The organism is Roseicella sp. DB1501 (assembly GCF_013112485.1).
GTDB lineage: Bacteria > Pseudomonadota > Alphaproteobacteria > Acetobacterales > Acetobacteraceae > Paracraurococcus.
Window position 1 is genome coordinate 442,257 of sequence record NZ_JABFHG010000002.1, and the last position, 16,926, is coordinate 459,182.

General features: G+C 63.7%; 22 protein-coding genes. All 22 read left to right on the forward strand.

Annotated elements, in window-relative coordinates; genetic code table 11:
- The first annotated feature begins 4 nt into the window (after positions 1–4).
- The 22 genes from HJG45_RS05450 to HJG45_RS05555 all read left to right on the forward strand — a co-directional run bounded on the left by HJG45_RS05450 (position 5) and on the right by HJG45_RS05555 (position 16,912).
- Complete coding sequence (locus HJG45_RS05450; protein WP_171611063.1) at positions 5–175, forward strand: hypothetical protein; 171 nt, start codon at positions 5–7, stop codon at positions 173–175.
- A 4-nt stretch (positions 176–179) separates the two neighbouring features.
- Positions 180–827 carry a phage head-tail connector protein gene (locus tag HJG45_RS05455; protein ID WP_171611064.1) on the forward strand — a complete coding sequence of 216 codons (648 nt, stop codon included), beginning with the start codon at positions 180–182 and terminating at the stop codon, positions 825–827.
- Positions 814–1,191, forward strand: coding sequence for a head-tail adaptor protein (locus HJG45_RS05460; RefSeq protein ID WP_171611065.1), 378 nt, complete (start codon positions 814–816; stop codon positions 1,189–1,191). The genes HJG45_RS05455 and HJG45_RS05460 overlap by 14 nt, the downstream gene beginning before the upstream one ends.
- A gap of 57 nt (positions 1,192–1,248) precedes the next feature.
- Positions 1,249–1,548: a hypothetical protein gene (locus HJG45_RS05465; protein ID WP_171611066.1), complete on the forward strand. Its 300-nt coding sequence runs from the start codon at positions 1,249–1,251 to the stop codon at positions 1,546–1,548.
- Positions 1,549–1,551: 3 nt separating this feature from the next.
- On the forward strand, positions 1,552–2,028 hold the full coding sequence (locus HJG45_RS05470) for a hypothetical protein (protein WP_171611067.1): 477 nt from the start codon (positions 1,552–1,554) through the stop codon (positions 2,026–2,028).
- Positions 2,025–2,546 carry a hypothetical protein gene (locus HJG45_RS05475; protein WP_171611068.1) on the forward strand — a complete coding sequence of 174 codons (522 nt, stop codon included), beginning with the start codon at positions 2,025–2,027 and terminating at the stop codon, positions 2,544–2,546. Before HJG45_RS05470 ends, HJG45_RS05475 begins: the two co-directional genes overlap by 4 nt.
- A gap of 24 nt (positions 2,547–2,570) precedes the next feature.
- On the forward strand, positions 2,571–2,753 hold the full coding sequence (locus HJG45_RS05480) for a DUF2635 domain-containing protein (RefSeq protein ID WP_171611069.1): 183 nt from the start codon (positions 2,571–2,573) through the stop codon (positions 2,751–2,753).
- A gap of 15 nt (positions 2,754–2,768) precedes the next feature.
- The gene (locus HJG45_RS05485; protein WP_171611070.1) at positions 2,769–4,241 is read left to right on the forward strand and encodes a phage tail sheath subtilisin-like domain-containing protein; all 1,473 of its coding nucleotides are present in this window, start codon (positions 2,769–2,771) and stop codon (positions 4,239–4,241) included.
- 38 nt (positions 4,242–4,279) lie between these two features.
- Positions 4,280–4,654 (forward strand): phage tail tube protein, encoded by a 375-nt coding sequence (locus HJG45_RS05490; RefSeq protein WP_174890389.1) that lies wholly within the window; start codon positions 4,280–4,282, stop codon positions 4,652–4,654.
- Positions 4,651–4,974, forward strand: a complete 324-nt coding sequence (locus HJG45_RS05495; RefSeq protein WP_171611071.1) for a phage tail assembly protein — start codon at positions 4,651–4,653, stop codon at positions 4,972–4,974. Before HJG45_RS05490 ends, HJG45_RS05495 begins: the two co-directional genes overlap by 4 nt.
- A gap of 142 nt (positions 4,975–5,116) precedes the next feature.
- Positions 5,117–7,021: a phage tail tip lysozyme gene (locus HJG45_RS05500; RefSeq protein WP_171611072.1), complete on the forward strand. Its 1,905-nt coding sequence runs from the start codon at positions 5,117–5,119 to the stop codon at positions 7,019–7,021.
- Between the two features lie 291 nt (positions 7,022–7,312).
- On the forward strand, positions 7,313–8,140 hold the full coding sequence (locus tag HJG45_RS05505; RefSeq protein WP_171611073.1) for a DNA circularization N-terminal domain-containing protein: 828 nt from the start codon (positions 7,313–7,315) through the stop codon (positions 8,138–8,140).
- Entirely contained in the window at positions 8,137–9,432 is a 1,296-nt protein-coding gene (locus tag HJG45_RS05510; RefSeq protein ID WP_171611074.1) for a hypothetical protein, read from the forward strand. Before HJG45_RS05505 ends, HJG45_RS05510 begins: the two co-directional genes overlap by 4 nt.
- 8 nt (positions 9,433–9,440) lie before the next feature.
- A complete protein-coding gene (locus HJG45_RS05515) occupies positions 9,441–10,691 on the forward strand; it encodes a phage baseplate assembly protein (protein WP_171611075.1) in 1,251 nt (416 codons plus the stop codon).
- A complete protein-coding gene (locus tag HJG45_RS05520) occupies positions 10,691–11,215 on the forward strand; it encodes a phage baseplate assembly protein (protein WP_171611076.1) in 525 nt (174 codons plus the stop codon). The genes HJG45_RS05515 and HJG45_RS05520 overlap by 1 nt, the downstream gene beginning before the upstream one ends.
- A complete protein-coding gene (locus tag HJG45_RS05525) occupies positions 11,212–11,436 on the forward strand; it encodes a hypothetical protein (protein WP_171611077.1) in 225 nt (74 codons plus the stop codon). Before HJG45_RS05520 ends, HJG45_RS05525 begins: the two co-directional genes overlap by 4 nt.
- 3 nt (positions 11,437–11,439) lie before the next feature.
- Positions 11,440–11,883 (forward strand): phage GP46 family protein, encoded by a 444-nt coding sequence (locus HJG45_RS05530; RefSeq protein WP_171611078.1) that lies wholly within the window; start codon positions 11,440–11,442, stop codon positions 11,881–11,883.
- Positions 11,884–11,922: 39 nt separating this feature from the next.
- Positions 11,923–13,032 carry a baseplate J/gp47 family protein gene (locus tag HJG45_RS05535; protein ID WP_171611079.1) on the forward strand — a complete coding sequence of 370 codons (1,110 nt, stop codon included), beginning with the start codon at positions 11,923–11,925 and terminating at the stop codon, positions 13,030–13,032.
- Between the two features lie 3 nt (positions 13,033–13,035).
- The gene (locus tag HJG45_RS05540) at positions 13,036–13,632 is read left to right on the forward strand and encodes a YmfQ family protein (RefSeq protein WP_171611080.1); all 597 of its coding nucleotides are present in this window, start codon (positions 13,036–13,038) and stop codon (positions 13,630–13,632) included.
- 33 nt (positions 13,633–13,665) lie between these two features.
- Positions 13,666–14,643 carry a hypothetical protein gene (locus HJG45_RS05545; protein ID WP_171611081.1) on the forward strand — a complete coding sequence of 326 codons (978 nt, stop codon included), beginning with the start codon at positions 13,666–13,668 and terminating at the stop codon, positions 14,641–14,643.
- Positions 14,643–14,858: a hypothetical protein gene (locus HJG45_RS05550; protein WP_171611082.1), complete on the forward strand. Its 216-nt coding sequence runs from the start codon at positions 14,643–14,645 to the stop codon at positions 14,856–14,858. The genes HJG45_RS05545 and HJG45_RS05550 overlap by 1 nt, the downstream gene beginning before the upstream one ends.
- Positions 14,855–16,912 (forward strand): hypothetical protein, encoded by a 2,058-nt coding sequence (locus HJG45_RS05555; RefSeq protein ID WP_171611083.1) that lies wholly within the window; start codon positions 14,855–14,857, stop codon positions 16,910–16,912. Before HJG45_RS05550 ends, HJG45_RS05555 begins: the two co-directional genes overlap by 4 nt.
- The last annotated feature ends 14 nt before the right edge of the window (positions 16,913–16,926 follow it).

Below are 16,926 nucleotides of genomic sequence, written 5' to 3' on the forward strand. Positions count from 1 at the left end.
CGCCGTGATCGTCACCTTCACCAAAGGGTGGCAGTCCTACAACGCCGGGGAGGATGCCTCCTTCCCGGCGGAAGTCAGCGAACTGCTCGTGCAGACCGGCGTCGCGGTGCTGAAGTACCCGAACGATCCGGCCGTCAAAAAGACCAAGCCTGCAAAGGGCACGATCGAGAAGTGAGCCGATGAGCCTATCCCTCCGCACCGTTACTCCTGCCGCGGCCCTGCCGGTTTCGATCGACACCCTGCGGGCGCACCTTCGGGTCGACAGCCTAGTGGATGACGACGTCATCGCCATCTACGGCCAAGCTGCGACCGAGTGGGTGGAGAGCATCTGCGGACGGGCGCTCATCTCGCAAACCATCTGCGCCACGTTGGCGCCGGACAATCCCCAGACCGTCACACCGATGGTTTGGGGACCGGGTCCCATCCTGCCGCTTTGGTCCCTGCCCTTGCTGCCATCGCGCTACCTGGAACTCCCGCGTGCACCGCTTCAGAGCGTCTCTGACGTCAGGTATGTGCCGCGTGACGGTACCGAGGTCACCTTGACGTCCGGGACCGACTACCTGGTCAGCACAGCGGCGGAACCTGGTCGCGTCATGCTGGCCACCAGCCTGCCGCCGTCGATGCAGAGGTTCTCCATCACCTACGTGGCCGGTTACGGCAGTGAGCCGGCAGCAGTGCCGGCGGCGATCCGCAACGCCATCCTACTGCTAACCGCCTTCCTCTATGAGCAGCGCGGGGATGCCGGAGGGGAGATGCCGCGGGCGGCAGAGATGCTGCTGGCGCCGTTCCGCCTGGTAAGCTTCGGACGTAGCTATGGCGTTTCGTAACCCGAAGATTGGCGACCTCCGCTGGCAGGTCGACCTTGCGACGCGCCAGCACACGAACGGGTACGATGATAACGGCCTCGATGTCCGGTATCTCGATCGCCGTACCGTCAGAGCCGCCATCGAGCCTCTCGGCACTGCCGCGTACCTCGCCGGCCAGCAAATCGACCTCGGCCGCATCACCCACCGCGTCACCGTCCGTTGGCAGCCGGACCTCTCCATCTACACCTGCATCTTGCGCGAAACGATCCTGCCGGATGGTACCACGCGGGAGGACGTTTACCGTGTCCATCGTGTTGCAGAAGTGGCCGGAAGGACACGCTTTGCGGTCCTGGATTGCGAGCTAGAAGCCCGCGACCGCGGCTGATCGCGGGATCGCGATTTTCAGTAGAGTCGTTGCTTAGCTGGCCGCTATGGTCCATCCATGCGCCTCACCCCTGCCATCCGCCAGTATCATGATCGCATCGTGGCCCGCCTGAAGGCGGTCGACGCGAAGGAACCCCCTGTCCGCTATGTCGCCGTCCTCGACATCGCCGTCGAGGAGTTGCAGGCGTTGGAGGAGAGGGAAGCCACAGACGACGATTACACCGACCATAGCGAGATCATCGAGTTCCTGACGGCGGACCATATCGGTCTGACGGACGATGAGTGGGAGGAACTCTGCTGCACTCCTGACGACCCGGAGCTACGGTCGCAACTGATCGAGAAGTATTGCCCTAAATAAGGGATGCTTCGCCTTCAGCTTTCCGTCTCGTCCTACCAGCTAGCCTACAACAGAAAAAACCTGACGGCGGCTCTCAGGGCCGCCGGACGGATCGTGGCCGCAAAGGCCCGCAGTTTGATCCTCAGTGCCCCTAAGCCGTCTGTGGCTGGCGGACCCCCGGCGAACCGGACGGGGCTCCTGGCGCGCTCCCTGCTCGTCCGTGCCCGTGGGTCAACCGCCCGCATCATCGATGCAGCGCAATCGAACGATGCTTTCTACGCGCGATTCCTAGAGACCGGCGCGACCTCTGGCGGCGGCAGGGGCTTCACCCGCACCCGCGTCGCTGGCCGTGCCAGGCGGAAGGTGACGGGGAAATACACCACCCAGCGCAACATGGCCCCTCGCCCGTTCCTCACCGCGGCGCTCGAAGCCTCACAGGCCGAGATCGTCCGCCGGGTAGGCGAAGGCGTGGGTGAGGCGATCACCGGGGTCCAGGCATGAACATCCCGGCCATCATCCAGCAGCTACGCACATACTGCCCGACGCTGAAGGTCGTTGGCGGCGCAGCCGACTATGAACGCGCTAGCCGCGACACCTTCGGCCAGGTCCCCGCCGCATACGTGATCCCTCGCGCTGACGATGCCTCGCCAAATGAGGACCAGACGCAGCTTCAGCAGCGTGTGCTGGAAAGCTTTGGCGTCATCCTTGTGCTCGACAATACGCCCGATCGCCGCGGACAGACCTCTACGACATCGGTCGAAAGCATGAAGTACGAGGTGCATGGCGCTTTGCTGAACTGGCGCATGGACCCGACCCGAACCGCGCGCGGCCTCTGGTATGACGGTGGACACATGGTCGACCTCGATGGCGCGAGATTGTTCTGGGAGATGGTCTACACCTCGGAGATTTTCATCACCGAGGCGGATGGCTTCCAGCCCGATGGAGATCCGTTGCTGCACATTGAAGGTCATACCCCGGACGACATCTGCAATTTCGATACTGCGCTACCGCAGAGCTAAGGTGGCCTCTCGCTAAATACGGGCATGCAAGTGAAGCCCGCCGCCGGTCTCCTGGTGATTGATCCCGAGACCGGCATGCCTCTGTCCGCGGATGGGGCAGATGTCGAGATGACAGAATACTGGCAGCGCCGTCTAGCTGACGGCGATGTCGTGACCGCAGTGCCCGAACCCGCGCCTGCCGGCGCCATCAACAAAAAGACTTCGTAAAGGAGCGCGCCGCAAATGGCTGCAATTGGATTCCAGAACTTCCCGATCAACACAAACCTAGCGCCGGGCGTTTACTTTGACGTCGACGCGACAAACGCCAACGCTGGAACGGCTCCGCAGCGCACCCTGGTCATTGGCCAGATGCTCGCCAGCGTCACGGCGACGGCTGGTGTCCCGTTCCTGGTGACCAGCTACGCCGCGGCCCGCACGGCTGGCGGTGCAGGCTCGATGCTTTCGCTGATGCTACAGCAGTATCGCAAGAGCGATCCGACCGGCGAAGTCTGGTGCTTGCCCGTGAGCGACAACGGCTCCGGCACGAATGCCTCGATCGCGGTGACGATCTCCGGCACGAGCACCGCGGCTGGTACGCTGAACCTCTACGTCTGTGGCACGAACGTGCAGGTCGGTGTTGCCTCTGGTGCGACCGCTGCAACTGTCGCCACCGCGACCGCCGCGGCCATCAATGCACTGATCGACCTGCCCGTCACCGCTGCTGCATCGACTGGCACAGTGACGATTACTGCCCGGCATAAGGGCATTGTTGCGGGTGACATCGATGCGCGCATCAACTTCAGCGGCACTCCGGCGGGCGAGAGCACACCGGCTGGCCTGACGGTCTCTGTGGGTTCCCTGTCCGCTGGCACGGGTGAGCCGACGCTAAGCTTCGCCAACCTGGGCGATACCGTCTACGACTACATCATCACCCCGTACGGCGACAGCACCTCGCTGGCCGCGACCACTGCGCTACTCAACGATGTCTCGGGCCGCTGGTCCTGGCAGACCAAGCTGTACGGCCACTGCTTTGGCGCAAAGAAGGGCACGTCTTCGGCACTGACGACCTTCATCGCGTCGTACAATGACCAGCACCTCAGCCTTCTCGGCATCAACGATACGCCCGTCCCGGTCTACCTTGTGGCGGCCGACTACGGCGCGGTTTGCGCGAACTCGCTTCGGGTCGATCCCGCGACCCCGCTTCAGAACGTGGTCATGAACATTCCCGCACCGCCGCGTGCCTCTCGATTCCTCCTGAGCGAGCGCAACACGCTGTATGGCGTGGGTATGGGCGCGACGCGGGCGAACGATGCGGGCCAGGTGATCCTCGATCGCAGCGTCACGACCTACACGACGAACGCCGCGGGCGCGAAGGATACCTCTTACCGCGACACAGAGACGCTGGCCACCTTGCAGTTCTGCATCCGCAGCCTGGACAGCATGCTCGGCACCAAGTTTGCGCGGAAGAAGTTGCTCGCGGACGGGACGCAGGTCCCCGGCGGCAGCAATTTCGTCACGGCGCAGTCGGTGAAGGCGGAGATCATCGCCTGGTATCGCGCCCGCGCCCTCGAAGGTGTGGTGCAGAACCCCGACACATTTGCGCGGAACGTACAGGCGCAGAACATCGGCCAGGGCCGCGTCGCCGTCATGCTGCCCATCGATGTCGCCAACCAACTTCGAGTCCTGGGTATCTCGGTACAGTTCATCAAAAGCTGAACGACCGCCTAACCGCCAGATAAGAAAGAAAAGCAAGAATGGCAGTGAGCAATACACGGCGCGTCGCAGGCGTTGCCTCTTTCACCATCGACGGCAGCCCATACATGCTTGTCGATGGCTTCGTTTGGTCCCCGTCGACGGTCTCGCGGGAGACCAGCCTTGGCCTCGATGGCCTTCATGGCTTCAAGGAGATGCCCGTCGCTGGCTGGATCGAAGCCAACATCCGCGATTCGGGCGTCCGCGTGGAGGACTTCAACGCGATGACGTCTTCGACGGTGGTCGGCACGATGGCGAATGGTAAGCAGGTGATCATGAGCCTCGGCTGGTGCACGTCTGCCCTTGAGGTTGACGGCACAGAGGGTACCGTCAAGGTGCGCTTCGAGGGACCGGACGTCACTGAGGTCTTCTCGTGAGCATTGAGATTGAAGCTCCGGCGGCGGAACCGCTGCCGGAGTTGATCCTCACTCTGGACGAGCCGATCGAGTTTGGTGGTAAGTCCTGGTCAGAGATTGTCCTCCGTGAGCCGAAGGTGCGCGAGATCGCGGCTGCATTCAAGGTGCTGGGCGGCAACCCGACACCGGAGTCCATGGTGCGGTTTCAGAACACGCTGGTGGCGTCGGTCTCTGGTGTTCATGAGCGCGGCATCGAGCAAATGCCGATCAGGCTGTTCCAGCAAGCCGTGGAGTATCTACAGAGTTTTTTGTCCGGCTCCCTCCTAGGTGGCGGGATCTGATTGCGGACTTGACGGTCTTCTACCACTGGCCCGCATCAGGGCCGGGATCAGCCGCGGAACTAACCGGCAGTGAACTTGCGGAGTGGCGCGACCAAGCGATCCGAATTAATAAAGAGCGCAGCGGCGCCGAGGAGTAACTGACATGGCGGCTGCGAAGACAGGCGGATTTGTTGTACGGATCACCGCGCAGGACAATGCCTCGCGGCAGATCGACCTGATCAACCGCCGCCTAGCTGCCATGCGTGCCCCTGTGGAGCGCCTACAGCGCAGCCTTGCGACATTCTACAACCTCTCCGGCCTGAACGGCCTCGCGCAGGGCTTCCAGAGGCTTGGCGGCTACATTGCATCCACAGTCGGTGCGCTCAGTCGCTTCTCCCCTGCCCTCGGTGCCATTCTGGGCGCTGGGACGTTGGCCGGTATGGCCCGGCTGGTGACGCGCTTCTCGGACTTCGGCACCGAACTCGGCAATACCTCAGAGAGGCTTGGTACGTCGGCGGAGACGCTGCACGGCTTCCAAAACGCGGCGCGGCTCGCCGGCAGCGATGCGGGATCGCTGACGGCCGGGATGGAGACGCTTGGCGAGACCATGCAGGACGCGCTAGCGGGTCGCAATCCCGCCGCACTGCGCATGTTCAACGCGCTTGGCATCGGCATCAGGAAATCCGCGTTCGAAGCCCGCGGCGGTGCAGAGGCGTTTTCGGAGGTGGCCGATAAAGTCGCCAAGCTGAACGGGAACCCGGTCATCCAGGCGCAGTTTGCCCGCACCCTATTCGGCGGTGCCGCCGATACCCTCTTGCCGTTCCTCCGGCAGGGCAAGGCCGGGATCGAGGAGTTGCGCAAAGAGGCCGAGCGGTATGGGCTCCTGACGGCGCAGAACACCAAGGTTGCAGATGAATTCCGCCGCTCGCAGACCCGCGTCGCCATGGCCTTCGAGGGTCTGGGCAATGCCATCTCGAACAGCGTCGCTCCTGTCCTCGCGCCACTTCTCAATCAATTCGCCGACCTGGTTGCGGAAAATCGCAAGTGGATCGGGCTGAAGACGGCCGAGTACGTCAAAGAGATCGGGGAATGGCTGAAGACCATCAAATGGGCCGACGTCGCCGAAGCGGCAAAGGGGTTCTGGGACGGTCTCAAAGGGATGGCGCACAGCCTCGAAACCGTCGTCAAAACCACGCAGGAAATCATTCGGCTTTGGACCGGATCGAAGGTTGCGAATGTCATTAGCTCCATTTTCAGCGCTGCTGCGGCGGTCGATGATGCGGTGCTCGGTACCCTTGAGAACGCATCCAAGGCCGATAACGGAGAGAGGGAACAGGCCGGTAAGCCACGCCGGACCCTGACGGAATATCTGAGTGAGAAGTTCCCAGGGCTGTTCCCCGGCCCGGCACCGAGCGGTGACCGGCTGGTCAGGGAGAATGCCATCTACGACGGCCTCAGGAAGCGTGGACTCGGGCCTGAGGAAGCGGCTGGCGTCACCGCCAACATCATGCGGGAAAGCGGCGGTCGCCCCGATACCGTAAACCGGGAAGGCGGTGGCGTGGGTGCGCACGGGCTGTACCAGGGCCGCGCTGATCGCGCCTATCTCCCAGATGGCCGCCTCCTCTCGCAAGGAACGACGGACGAGCAGCTAGACGCCTTCATGGCCGATCGGCAGCGTCAGCGCGAGGCGATGAACAAGGCAGGAATTGGCGGCTACGGGCCGGGGTCCGCGAATGCCTTCGGCTACCAGTACAGCGCCGGGTTCGAACGCCATGGCAATGCCGCGGAGGACGCCGCACGGGCCGCGGAGGCCGCGCGCGTTCTCAGGCGCCAGATGCAACGCGGCCTGGAAGCAAAGCCCGCGACTGCCGCACCAGCCGCGCCTACGATCTCCCCCGCACCGGCCGCCGGGACACCAGGTCCGCAGAGCAGCAACGTGACAGGATCGGCCACGCTGAATATCCAGTTCGCCAACGCGCCGAAAGGTATGCAGGTCAGCGGGACATCGTCGGGCTTCCTCTCGGAACTCAACATCGGCTCGGGCCTGCCGGGGTACGCGGCGGCATGAAGCAAAGAAATTTGCCTTTCCCCTAAACACCCGCCGTTCAATCCAATGGCGACCGTAATACAACCTTTGATGTCTAATTCATCATTGTAATTCCCCGACACGAGATGCATTTTTAAGTGCGACGCAAATGATGACTTCCTGATTAGGGGAGGCTTTGTATGGAACACCTACATCTCATCATTGCAGAGATCGCCGCAGCCTTAGCTTCATTGGCTAGTTTATTGCGTGAAATACGGCTGATGCGTTCAACTCGACTGCGAGGTAAGCGATGGTCAACCCCTAAATAGGTATATGACCTATCGCCCGGCCTGGATGGCCGATCTTCAGCCCGCGACATGGCGCGGCTTGCCATTCGTTGTCGAAGCGATCCGCAGCACCAGCGGGCGGCAAACCGCGGTGCATTTGTACCCCATGCGCGATCTGCCATGGGTCGAAGACCTCGGCCTCGGCCCGCAGGAATTCACCGTCTATGGCTATCTGTGGGGCGATGACGTCAGCCAGCAATATGCGGATTTTGGGTACGCCTGCCATCAGCCCGGCCACGGCGAGTTCGTGCACCCGCGTCTCGGATCGATGACAGTCTCGCTGACGACATCCTCGTTCGTTGAAGCGGTGCGCGAGGGCGGGAACGTGGTCAAAATGACCCTGGTGTTCCTCGTCACCCAGACGGAAAGCAGCATCACCCTCTGGCCGGTCTCGCAGGTGAATACCGCCTCGGGCATCGTCAGCGCCGCAGCGGATGGCAGGCTCGCATCAGTGGGGAGTTTCCTCTCGACCGTAGGCGATGCCGTACGGAGCGGGCAGGCAGCGGTGAAGAGCGTGGCCACGGAGGCCATGGGCTATGTCGGAGACGCGAAAGCGCTGGTGAGCGATGCCAGCCGCGCGGTCAACAGCGTCGCGGGCGTCGGGAAGATGCTCGGCATCCCCGGCCTCGATTTCTCCCGCTACCTCTCGCCGTTGAACAAGGTCACGAGCACGCTGACGAGCGTCCAGAGCAGCGTCTCGACCGTCAACCGGGTGAACAACGCTTCGATCACGCTCCTGGCGAACGCCGGCAAAGCGCAGGCGAGCGTCGTGTCCGCGGCTGATCGGGTTACCGGATGGGTGAATAAGCTATGACGACTGCCGATACCCTGAACGGGCTGGCGACCTCGATTACCGACCTGGCAGAGACGCTGCGGCTCGGCACGCCCGATCCCGCGGATCAGATCCGGCTCCTCTCCGAACTGGCGCGCTATGGCCGATCACCCGACGTCACCACCGATCCTGTAGGGATCATCGGCTATCGCGCCGCGGGGGCTTCGAACGTCTGGGCATCGTGCACCAGGTCGACCAGCGGCAGTTTTATCGATGGCGCGGGCGTCTTCCGTCTGCTGCCGGCTAACCGCGTCCGCCCCTTGTACGCCGGTCCCTACTGCATCGGCTACTTGAACGAGACGGCGTCGAGCAACCTACAGGTCTACTCGACCAGCATCGTCCCTGGCACCGGCTATAGCACTGGCAGCAACACCGTCGATGGCGGCGCCGTCCTGGCGCCGGACGGTTCCTTGACGGCCCGGCGTATCGTCAGTGGTGCTGGCGGGCCGGGCAACGTCTACCTCTCCCGCGGCAGCCGCGTGACGGTCTCGCCCTCCACGACCTACACGGTGTCGTGCTACTACCGCGCGGCGGTGGGAACTCCGAACACCGGCCTGACGGTCGATGAGGTGACGGCAGGGAATGTGACGACCCGTACGGGCACGCGGAACCTTGGCGCCGCCGGGGTGAACCGCAATGGCTGGACGCGGGTCAGCCGAACCTTCACGACCCGCAGCGATACCGCGCAGTTGCAGGTCTATTACGCCGACAATCATCAGCCTGGGACCGCCGTCGACGTCTGGGGGACGCAGATCGAGCCGGATGGCCTATCGTCCCTCATTCCGACAACCTCCGCCACCGTTTCGCGCGCCGCGGACAATGTCTCGCCGTCGGCCGTCTCTGCCCCGCTGCTGGTGAATGCCGCCCAGAGCCGCGCCGCTGACGGCATGGCCGCATTGTGCCGTAGGGCTGCGCTGTGCAGCCTCGCCCTTGCCTGTGCGGACTACTACCCTCCCTCGGCCACAGAGGCTCAGAGGACGCTTGCAGCCGTCCTGGCGCTGTACGATGCGGAGATCCTCTCCTCGGCCGATGCCGGGGACGATGCCGCTTATTCAGCGCTGCGGGCGATGCGTACCGCCGTCAGCCGCGACCTAACCGAACGGGCGATCAATCTCCCGGAAATCGTGCACGTCAGCCGGGCGGTCTCGCAACCGTCTCTCGTGCAGGCGTATCGCATGTACGGCGACGCCGGGCGGGAAGCGGAACTGACCCGCCGGGTCGACCCCCCGCACCCTTTATTCTTCCCAAAAGAGTTCGACGCGCTGTCGTCATAAATTAAAGCATGGCGCTTTCCAAAACCTATCAGCCGATTGCAAACGATGCATCGACCGCGCGTACGCCGGCTAGCGACGAACTCCGGATCATCAATCGGACAGAGAACGCGGTTCTGACAGGCTGGCAGGCGGTCCGCATCAGCCGCGGCATCGAGCGCATGCCGAGTGATTTCGAGGTCTCGCTGACGCAGAAGGTCCCGGACCGATTCTGGTGTCCGCTCAAAGCCGGGGACGAGATCCAGGTCTCGATCGGCAGCGACGTCGTCCTGACCGGCTACGTCGACCGGATGTCCGTCAGCCTTTCGTCAGACACCCACCAGGTAGCGATCGCGGGACGGTCCAAAACCTGCGACCTCATCGATGCGTCCGCGGAGATCCGGGACTGGCGCGGCTATCGCCAGGGCGACACCCTGATGAGTCTCGCGGAGGAACTCGCCCGGCCCTACGGGATCGAAGTTCGCAGCAACCTCCCGGCGGGCGCCATGCCGACCTTCCCGACGTTCACCGCAAATCTGGGCGAATCCGCCTATGAAATCCTAGAGCGTGTGGCCCGGTACTGCGGCGTCCTGGTGACCGATGATGTCGACGGCGCACTATTGCTAACCCGCATTCAAGAGGTGACCCTGCCGGATGTCGTCACCATCAACGGCCAGTTGGCAGAGGGCAATCTGAAGTCGGCCGGTATCCGCGTCGGTGTTCAGCAGGGTATCAACGTCCAGCGCGCGGTACGGCATGTCTCGGTGAGTAGCCGCTTCAGCCGCTATACGGTCTTCCCCCAGTCGGTGGAGACGCAGCGCGACCAGACCGCCGCACTGGGCGTGACGATCCCGGACGCCTTCTGCGAAGACGAGTACCTCGGCCGCAATCGCCAACTCTATATTATTTCAGAGCAGTATGATTTGGGCCAGAGCCTTGCCCAGCGCCGCGCCATCTGGGAGTGCAATCGCCGCGCTGGTCGCGGGCAAGCAACGCTTGCCACCGTCGATAGCTGGCGGGATCGAGACGGCAAACTCTGGGAGCCGGGTTCGTTTGTCTACACCTATATCGAGGCCGTCGACCAATCGGGTTACCCTCTGGTCGTGGCCGACGTGACCTTTACCCGCGATGTCGAGACAGGCACGACCGCGACGCTGACCCTGATGGAACCCGCGGCCTTCGCCATCGCGCCAATGTCCCTGGCGCCAACGACCTGGGATCAGACCCAGGCGTTGCAGGAGGCCGGTGCAATTACCCAGCCGGTCGCCGGGGGGCATCACTGATGTCCTTCGACCTTCAGCGGATCTTCCGCCGCATCCAGCACGTCGTACGCCCTGCCCGTCTGGCCGCACCATCGCAGGAAGCTGGTGTGATCCAGCGCATCCAGCCGGCCTTCAACAGCATGGAACTGCACGAGACGAACTCGATGCAGCACTTCGGCTTCGCCTCCGGCCTGCCGGCAGGGACGGATGTCATGATCGTCAACGTCTCCGGAGATAACGCGAACGGCGTGGCGATCGCATCGAACAACCAGAGCCTACGACCGAAGGGCATCGCTGCCGGCGAGTGCAGGATCTACAATGCCGCGGGCGATTACGTGCATGTTGCGGCCGGCCAGATCACCATCGTGGCCGCTACGAAGGTCGTGGTGACCTCCCCAGAGGTGACGATGAGCGGCAAACTTACGGTAACGGGCGACATCACCAGCACGGGCGGCGACGTGGTCGCAGGGACCATCAGCTTGAAGACTCATGTGCATCAGCAGGTCACTGTCGGGACCGGGCTTTCGGGCGTGCCGAAGCCATGACCGACGTCGAAACTTTCCCCACATTCTTCACCCGCCAGGGCTTCGAGCAGTGGGGGTATGCAGGAATGAGGCGTGAGGCCGAACTGGTGATCACACGGTTTCGGCGGGACAACCCAGATGCAGAGATTGTCGAGATCGATTACGACATGCGCCGGTTTCTCGGCAAGGGCATTGAGGTCTTCGGCGGAGTGATCATCACATACCGGCGGCCCTCTAAATAGCCGATGGATATCGGAATCAAGTGGGATGCCGCGACCGGCATGGGAGATTGGGCTGCGACGGTTGGCGACCTCGTCACCGCTTCCTCGATCGAGAGCGCCGTATTCGTCAGCCTCTTCAGCGATCGGAGGGCACCGGATGACTACCGGCCGAACGATGGCACCAATGACCCACGCGGCTGGTGGGGATCGAGTTTTGCCGATCGCCAGCTAGGCTCCCGTCTCTGGACGCTCGACAGGGCAAAGAAGGTCGGCCAGACGCCGCTCCTCCTGCAAGCCCGCGACTACTGCAAGGAAGCGCTGGCCTGGATGATCGAGGATGGGATCGCAGCAAAAATCGACGTGCGGACCTCCTGGATCAACGCCACGGCGATCGGTATCCGGATCACCATCACAGAACCGACTGGGACGGTCCTGCATCCCTTCCAGTTCAGTTGGGCTTGGAACTGACCGACTGAGGGGGAGCGCGCGGCCTATAAATACACGCGCATGCCGTACGCCCGTTCCTCTCTCTCCGCGCTTCAAAATCAGGCCGTCACCGACGTCGCAGCAGCGCTCCCGACTGGGATGCCGCTCTTCGGGTCGGTGCTCCGCATCCTCGCAACCGCCATGGCGGGCTTGATCCACGGGACCCTGGGGTACCTCGATTGGATCGCCAAGCAGTCGGTGCCATTCACCGCCACGCAAGAGAGTTTGGAAGGTTGGGCCGCGCTGAAGGGCGTCATTCGCATCCCGGCCACGCAGGCCAGCGGCACTGCCACCTTCACCGGCACACCTGGTTATGCCTTGCCGGCAGGGACCATCCTCGTCCGTGGCGATAGCGTCCAGTATACGACCGCGGCGGATCTGACCCTGACGGGAACCAGCGGCTCGGTAGCGATCACCGCCTCGGTCGCGGGCGCGGCAGGGAATGCCGCGGTCGGTTCTGTCCTGACGCTGCAAAGCGCCGTCGCGGGGATCGTCTCCGCCGGCTCGGTCTCGACGGCGGTGGTCGGTGGTGCGGATGCCGAGAGCGATACGGCCTTCCGGACCCGCATGCTCCTCGCCTACTCAGCGCCAGCCCAGGGCGGGTCCCAGTCCGACTACGTTAACTGGACCCTGGCGGTACCCGGCGTCACCAGAGCATGGTGCCTGCCGAATGCCAGCGGCCCCGGTACAGTGACGGTCTGGGCTTGCCTCGATGCCGCCCGCGCCAGCTTCAACGGCCTGCCGCAGGGTAGCACTGGATCTGCCACGCTAGAGACCCGCAGCGCCAGTGCGACGGGCGACCAGCTTATGATCGCGGATGCCCTCTACCCGCTGCGTCCTGCAACGGCGCTCGTCACTGTAGCGGCGCCGGCTACGCAGAACGTCAACGTGACGTTGACCAGCCTCTCACCCTACAGCGCGCAAGTCGTCGCAGACATCACCACCGCGCTGAAGCAACTGTTCCTCACGATCGGCTCGCCCCTAGGGACGAAAATCTATCCCTCGGATATCGCTGATGCGATCGAGGGTGTCGTAGGAGGAGGCGGACACTTCATCCTGTCCCCCACTTCCGCGGTCACCATCGCCACCGGCTCGATTCCGGTCCTCGGCACCCTCACGGCGAGCGCCTGATCGATGCCTATTCCGTCCTTCTCCGCAGATGACATCCGCGCCGTCTTCCTGAACCTCCTACCGCGTGGCCGGGTATGGCCGCGGGGGACTTCGAGCGTCATCTCGCAAGTCGCAGGTGCCCTGACGGCAGGCGTCGTCCGGCTGACGGATCGCGCCGGGAACTTGCTGAACGAGACCCGGCCCGACACGACGCTCGAACTCCTACCCGAGTGGGAGAAGAGCCTCGGCCTGCCCGATCCCTGCTGGGGCACCAGCCCGACCCTCGATGCCCGCCGGTCGCAAGTCCTGGCGCGGTTCTGCGATGGCGGCGGCCAATCGGTGCCGCGAATCATCGCCTATGCGGCCTCGCTCGGCTATACGGTGACGGTCACGGAGTACACGGCGTCTATCGCCGGGATCGCGCGTGCGGGTGATAACCTGATGTCCGCCGCAGCGGCGCACACCTTCACCGTCAATGCGGCGCTGAACACCGTCCGCTATTTCCGCGCGGGCGTGAGCACCGCGGGCGAACCTCTAAGCAGCTTTGGCAACGACACCATGATCTGCGAGATCAACGCCATGAAGCCCGCTCACACCGTCGCGGTTTTCGCCTATACCTAAGCCGAGCATTGCCCGCCGTGTGGTAAATAGGGCATGTCTCAGGTAACCACCTTCGTCGATGGCAATCCCGGTACGGGAGTAGTCGGCACTGTCCTCGCTGCTAGCTGGTTGAACGGTATCCAGGCCGAGATCAACAATGTCCTGAGTGCGGCGGGCATCACGCCCAGCACCGGCAGCAGCACCCAGCTTCGGGATGCCATCCAGGCCCTTACCCGCATCAAACTGCAAGCGAACACGACGCTTTACGTCGCCACCACCGGCAGCGATACGACCGGCACCGGCACAAGCGGAAACCCATTCGCCACGCTGACGACGGCCTGGAATTACGCCGTGGGATCGCTGGACCTCAACGGCTACAATCTGACATTCCAGCTAGCCAATGGCACGTATGCGGCGCAGACCGTGACGGGCAACCTGCACGGATATACCGGCCAAACCATCACCGTCATCGGCAATACCTCAACGCCCGCTAGCGTCATCATCGCCGGGACGAGCGCGGTTGCCGTCAGCGCGGTGCGAGCCACGCCCTTCATCATCCGCTCGATGAAGATCACGTCGACCGGCACGGCTGGAACCTTCTCGACCGGCGGCATCGGCATCCTGTCCATGCAGGGCAGCAACGTCTCATTCGGCAACATCGAGTTCGGCGCGTGCGGTTATGCGCATCTCTATGCCTCCTCGAATGCCTCGATCGGCACCTACGCGACCACCGCGTCGAGCGTGACCTACACTGTGAGTGGCGACGCCGCCTACCACATGGTCGGCAGCGACGGCGGTGTCTGCTCGAATGCCGGCGCGGCCGTCACCCTCTCGGGCACGCGCGCCTTCACCGCCTTTGCCCTTGCCAGCTTCGGCGAGGTCTTCTCCTACAGCAATACCTATACGGGCAGCGCCACTGGCAGCCGGTATCTCGCCACGCTGGGCGGCATCATCTCGACCAATGGCGGCGGTGCATCCGCCCTGCCTGGCAATGCCGCCGGTACGACCTCGAACGGCGGGCAGTACGTCTGATGCGGATGATCTATACGCCGCAGGACTGGTATTGGGTCGTCGCCCAGGAGACCAATCGACTCTATAGCAGCCGCGCCATCGGCTACGTTCCCCTCGATGATGCCGCCTATTCAGCGTGGCGGGCACGCGGCAATGACGCGACCCACATCGTCTCTGAAGCCGAGTTGCAGGACGTCCTGGCGACGCAGTACCCGGCCGGGTGGCCCGCGGCATGAGCAGTGAGGCATATGACATTGAGGTCTGCCAGGGCGCGACATTCGCACATACCCTGACGCTGGCCGACGTCGATCCCACGACAAAGATCGAGACGCCCGTCAACCTGGCAGGCTACACGGCCCGCATGCAGGTCCGGCGGAAGCTGGGTGATGCCACTGCGATCATCACCCTGACGACGGAGAATGGGCGGATCGTCATCTCGCCCTCCACGGGCGTCATCAGCCTGACGATCTCGGCGACCGACACCGCAGCCCTTCCGATCGGCCAGGCCGTCTACGACCTGGAAATCGTCAAGGGGGCGGTGGTGACGAGGCTGCTGGCCGGGCGCTGCATCGTCTCCGGGGAGGTCACCCGCGATAGCACGTCTTCCACGACCGGCACGCCTGCGTACGACAATGGCGACACCTATGCCAATCGTTCGGCCGCGACCTCGGCCATGATCGCGCCGACGAAGACGACCATCACCCTACAGGGCTACTCGGCTCCTGGTGATGGCGGTGGTGCACGCTACAACCGCGTCTCGACCCAGCCCGCGCACCTGCTCTGCCTTCAGTCCGCCGATGGCGCATGGTGGGAGATGGTGCGGACGCCGCAGATCGATGCCCGCGTCGCCGGTATCTTCCCGGCCCGCGCCGATGCCTCCGGCTCGTACAGCACCATCACGGGCACGGCGGATTGCGCCACCGGCCTGAACAACCTGATTGATTACCTGCGGGCGCAGGACCCGTTTGGGTACGACGGCGCGGTCATTTGGTTCTGCGAGGGCGTGTGGAATTTCCGCTCTCCTGTCACGCCGCATCGCGCCACGGTCTTCCGCGCCGCAGGCAATCGCAACACTTCATGGAGCTATCGGCAGGTCGACGCGACCCTTATGCCGACCTTCATGCGCTTCCGCGCTCCCGATCTCCCCAACGGGATCAAAGGCGGCGACGCCTGCATCCTGGAAAACATCCAGTTCGGCTGCCAGGAGATCATCGCGGGTTCCTCGCCGGTCTTCGTCGTTGACCCTAATGTCGATGTCGTATGCCGCTCGTGCTCGTTCGGCCATGCAAAAGCCGATCTGATGTGGGACGTGCAGGGCAGGCTTGAACTCATCGATTGCACGGCCGGATGGGGAGCCTTCTACTCCGTCAACAGCAGCGCCGTGGCCTTCTACATCCACAACACGAATGCGCGCCTGCGGGTCCGGAACTTCATCAACGTCACCGGGTCGGGCACGGCCAACCCCGGCACCCTGTTCAAGGTCACCGCTGCACAAGAGGTTCAGATCGCCAACCTGACGGGCGGACAGATCGCCACTATGGTCGAGATTGCGCCGACGTCTGGCGAGACCGTCTTCGATGTGGCGATCACTACCCCGATCATCACGGTGACGACCAGCGATGCCATCCGGCTGAATGCCGCCGGGACGATCCGGCGCGTCTCCATCACCGAGCCGTTCATCTCGACGGCCGGGAACAACAATGTCTCTGACACCACGTCCTGCGGCATCCTTGCGACTGGCGCCGGGACGATCGCGCATCTAGAGATCAACGGCGGGTCCGTGATCACGAGCCGGGGCCACGGCATCCGGGTCGATCGCGCGCGGTACTTCCGCTCCTCCGCCTCCGTCTATGACAGCAAGAGCGGCTCGGGCCACTACATCGGCACGCAGGTGGTGTCGTTCGACATCCATGCGAAGTCGGGCTCGAACTGGTATGGCGGCAATGCCCGCTACGGCGTCGAGATCGCTTCGAACACCACCACGACCGCACTGGCGATCACGGGTGACCTGCGGGGCAATACCCTCGGCTCGATCCTCGATGGGGCACAGACGTCGGCCATCCGCCGCATCAATGCCATTCGGGACGATAGTGCGGCGCTGACGGTGGGCAGTGGCGCGACGCTGGTCGACCTCGCCCAGCCGACCCGCTTCCCCGGCTATGCCTTTTCCGGCGTTCCTGCCGCGGCGAGTAACTCGGGCTGCACGATCCGGATCACCGACCGGAACCACAAACTCGCCACCTCTGACGGCACCGCCTGGCGCTTCGCGGATGGCACTGTGATCGCCTGACGAGGGCGATCCAA

Coding starts and splice junctions, on each gene's coding strand:
- HJG45_RS05455 (WP_171611064.1), top strand. CDS start 180: ATGAGCCTATCCCTCCGCACCGTTACTCCTGCCGCGGCCCTGCCGGTT.
- HJG45_RS05545 (WP_171611081.1), top strand. CDS start 13,666: ATGTCTCAGGTAACCACCTTCGTCGATGGCAATCCCGGTACGGGAGTA.
- HJG45_RS05520 (WP_171611076.1), top strand. CDS start 10,691: ATGTCCTTCGACCTTCAGCGGATCTTCCGCCGCATCCAGCACGTCGTA.
- HJG45_RS05555 (WP_171611083.1), top strand. CDS start 14,855: ATGAGCAGTGAGGCATATGACATTGAGGTCTGCCAGGGCGCGACATTC.
- HJG45_RS05530 (WP_171611078.1), top strand. CDS start 11,440: ATGGATATCGGAATCAAGTGGGATGCCGCGACCGGCATGGGAGATTGG.
- HJG45_RS05550 (WP_171611082.1), top strand. CDS start 14,643: ATGCGGATGATCTATACGCCGCAGGACTGGTATTGGGTCGTCGCCCAG.
- HJG45_RS05535 (WP_171611079.1), top strand. CDS start 11,923: ATGCCGTACGCCCGTTCCTCTCTCTCCGCGCTTCAAAATCAGGCCGTC.
- HJG45_RS05515 (WP_171611075.1), top strand. CDS start 9,441: ATGGCGCTTTCCAAAACCTATCAGCCGATTGCAAACGATGCATCGACC.
- HJG45_RS05510 (WP_171611074.1), top strand. CDS start 8,137: ATGACGACTGCCGATACCCTGAACGGGCTGGCGACCTCGATTACCGAC.
- HJG45_RS05460 (WP_171611065.1), top strand. CDS start 814: ATGGCGTTTCGTAACCCGAAGATTGGCGACCTCCGCTGGCAGGTCGAC.
- HJG45_RS05500 (WP_171611072.1), top strand. CDS start 5,117: ATGGCGGCTGCGAAGACAGGCGGATTTGTTGTACGGATCACCGCGCAG.
- HJG45_RS05465 (WP_171611066.1), top strand. CDS start 1,249: ATGCGCCTCACCCCTGCCATCCGCCAGTATCATGATCGCATCGTGGCC.
- HJG45_RS05475 (WP_171611068.1), top strand. CDS start 2,025: ATGAACATCCCGGCCATCATCCAGCAGCTACGCACATACTGCCCGACG.
- HJG45_RS05480 (WP_171611069.1), top strand. CDS start 2,571: ATGCAAGTGAAGCCCGCCGCCGGTCTCCTGGTGATTGATCCCGAGACC.
- HJG45_RS05540 (WP_171611080.1), top strand. CDS start 13,036: ATGCCTATTCCGTCCTTCTCCGCAGATGACATCCGCGCCGTCTTCCTG.
- HJG45_RS05470 (WP_171611067.1), top strand. CDS start 1,552: ATGCTTCGCCTTCAGCTTTCCGTCTCGTCCTACCAGCTAGCCTACAAC.
- HJG45_RS05485 (WP_171611070.1), top strand. CDS start 2,769: ATGGCTGCAATTGGATTCCAGAACTTCCCGATCAACACAAACCTAGCG.
- HJG45_RS05490 (WP_174890389.1), top strand. CDS start 4,280: ATGGCAGTGAGCAATACACGGCGCGTCGCAGGCGTTGCCTCTTTCACC.
- HJG45_RS05525 (WP_171611077.1), top strand. CDS start 11,212: ATGACCGACGTCGAAACTTTCCCCACATTCTTCACCCGCCAGGGCTTC.
- HJG45_RS05505 (WP_171611073.1), top strand. CDS start 7,313: ATGACCTATCGCCCGGCCTGGATGGCCGATCTTCAGCCCGCGACATGG.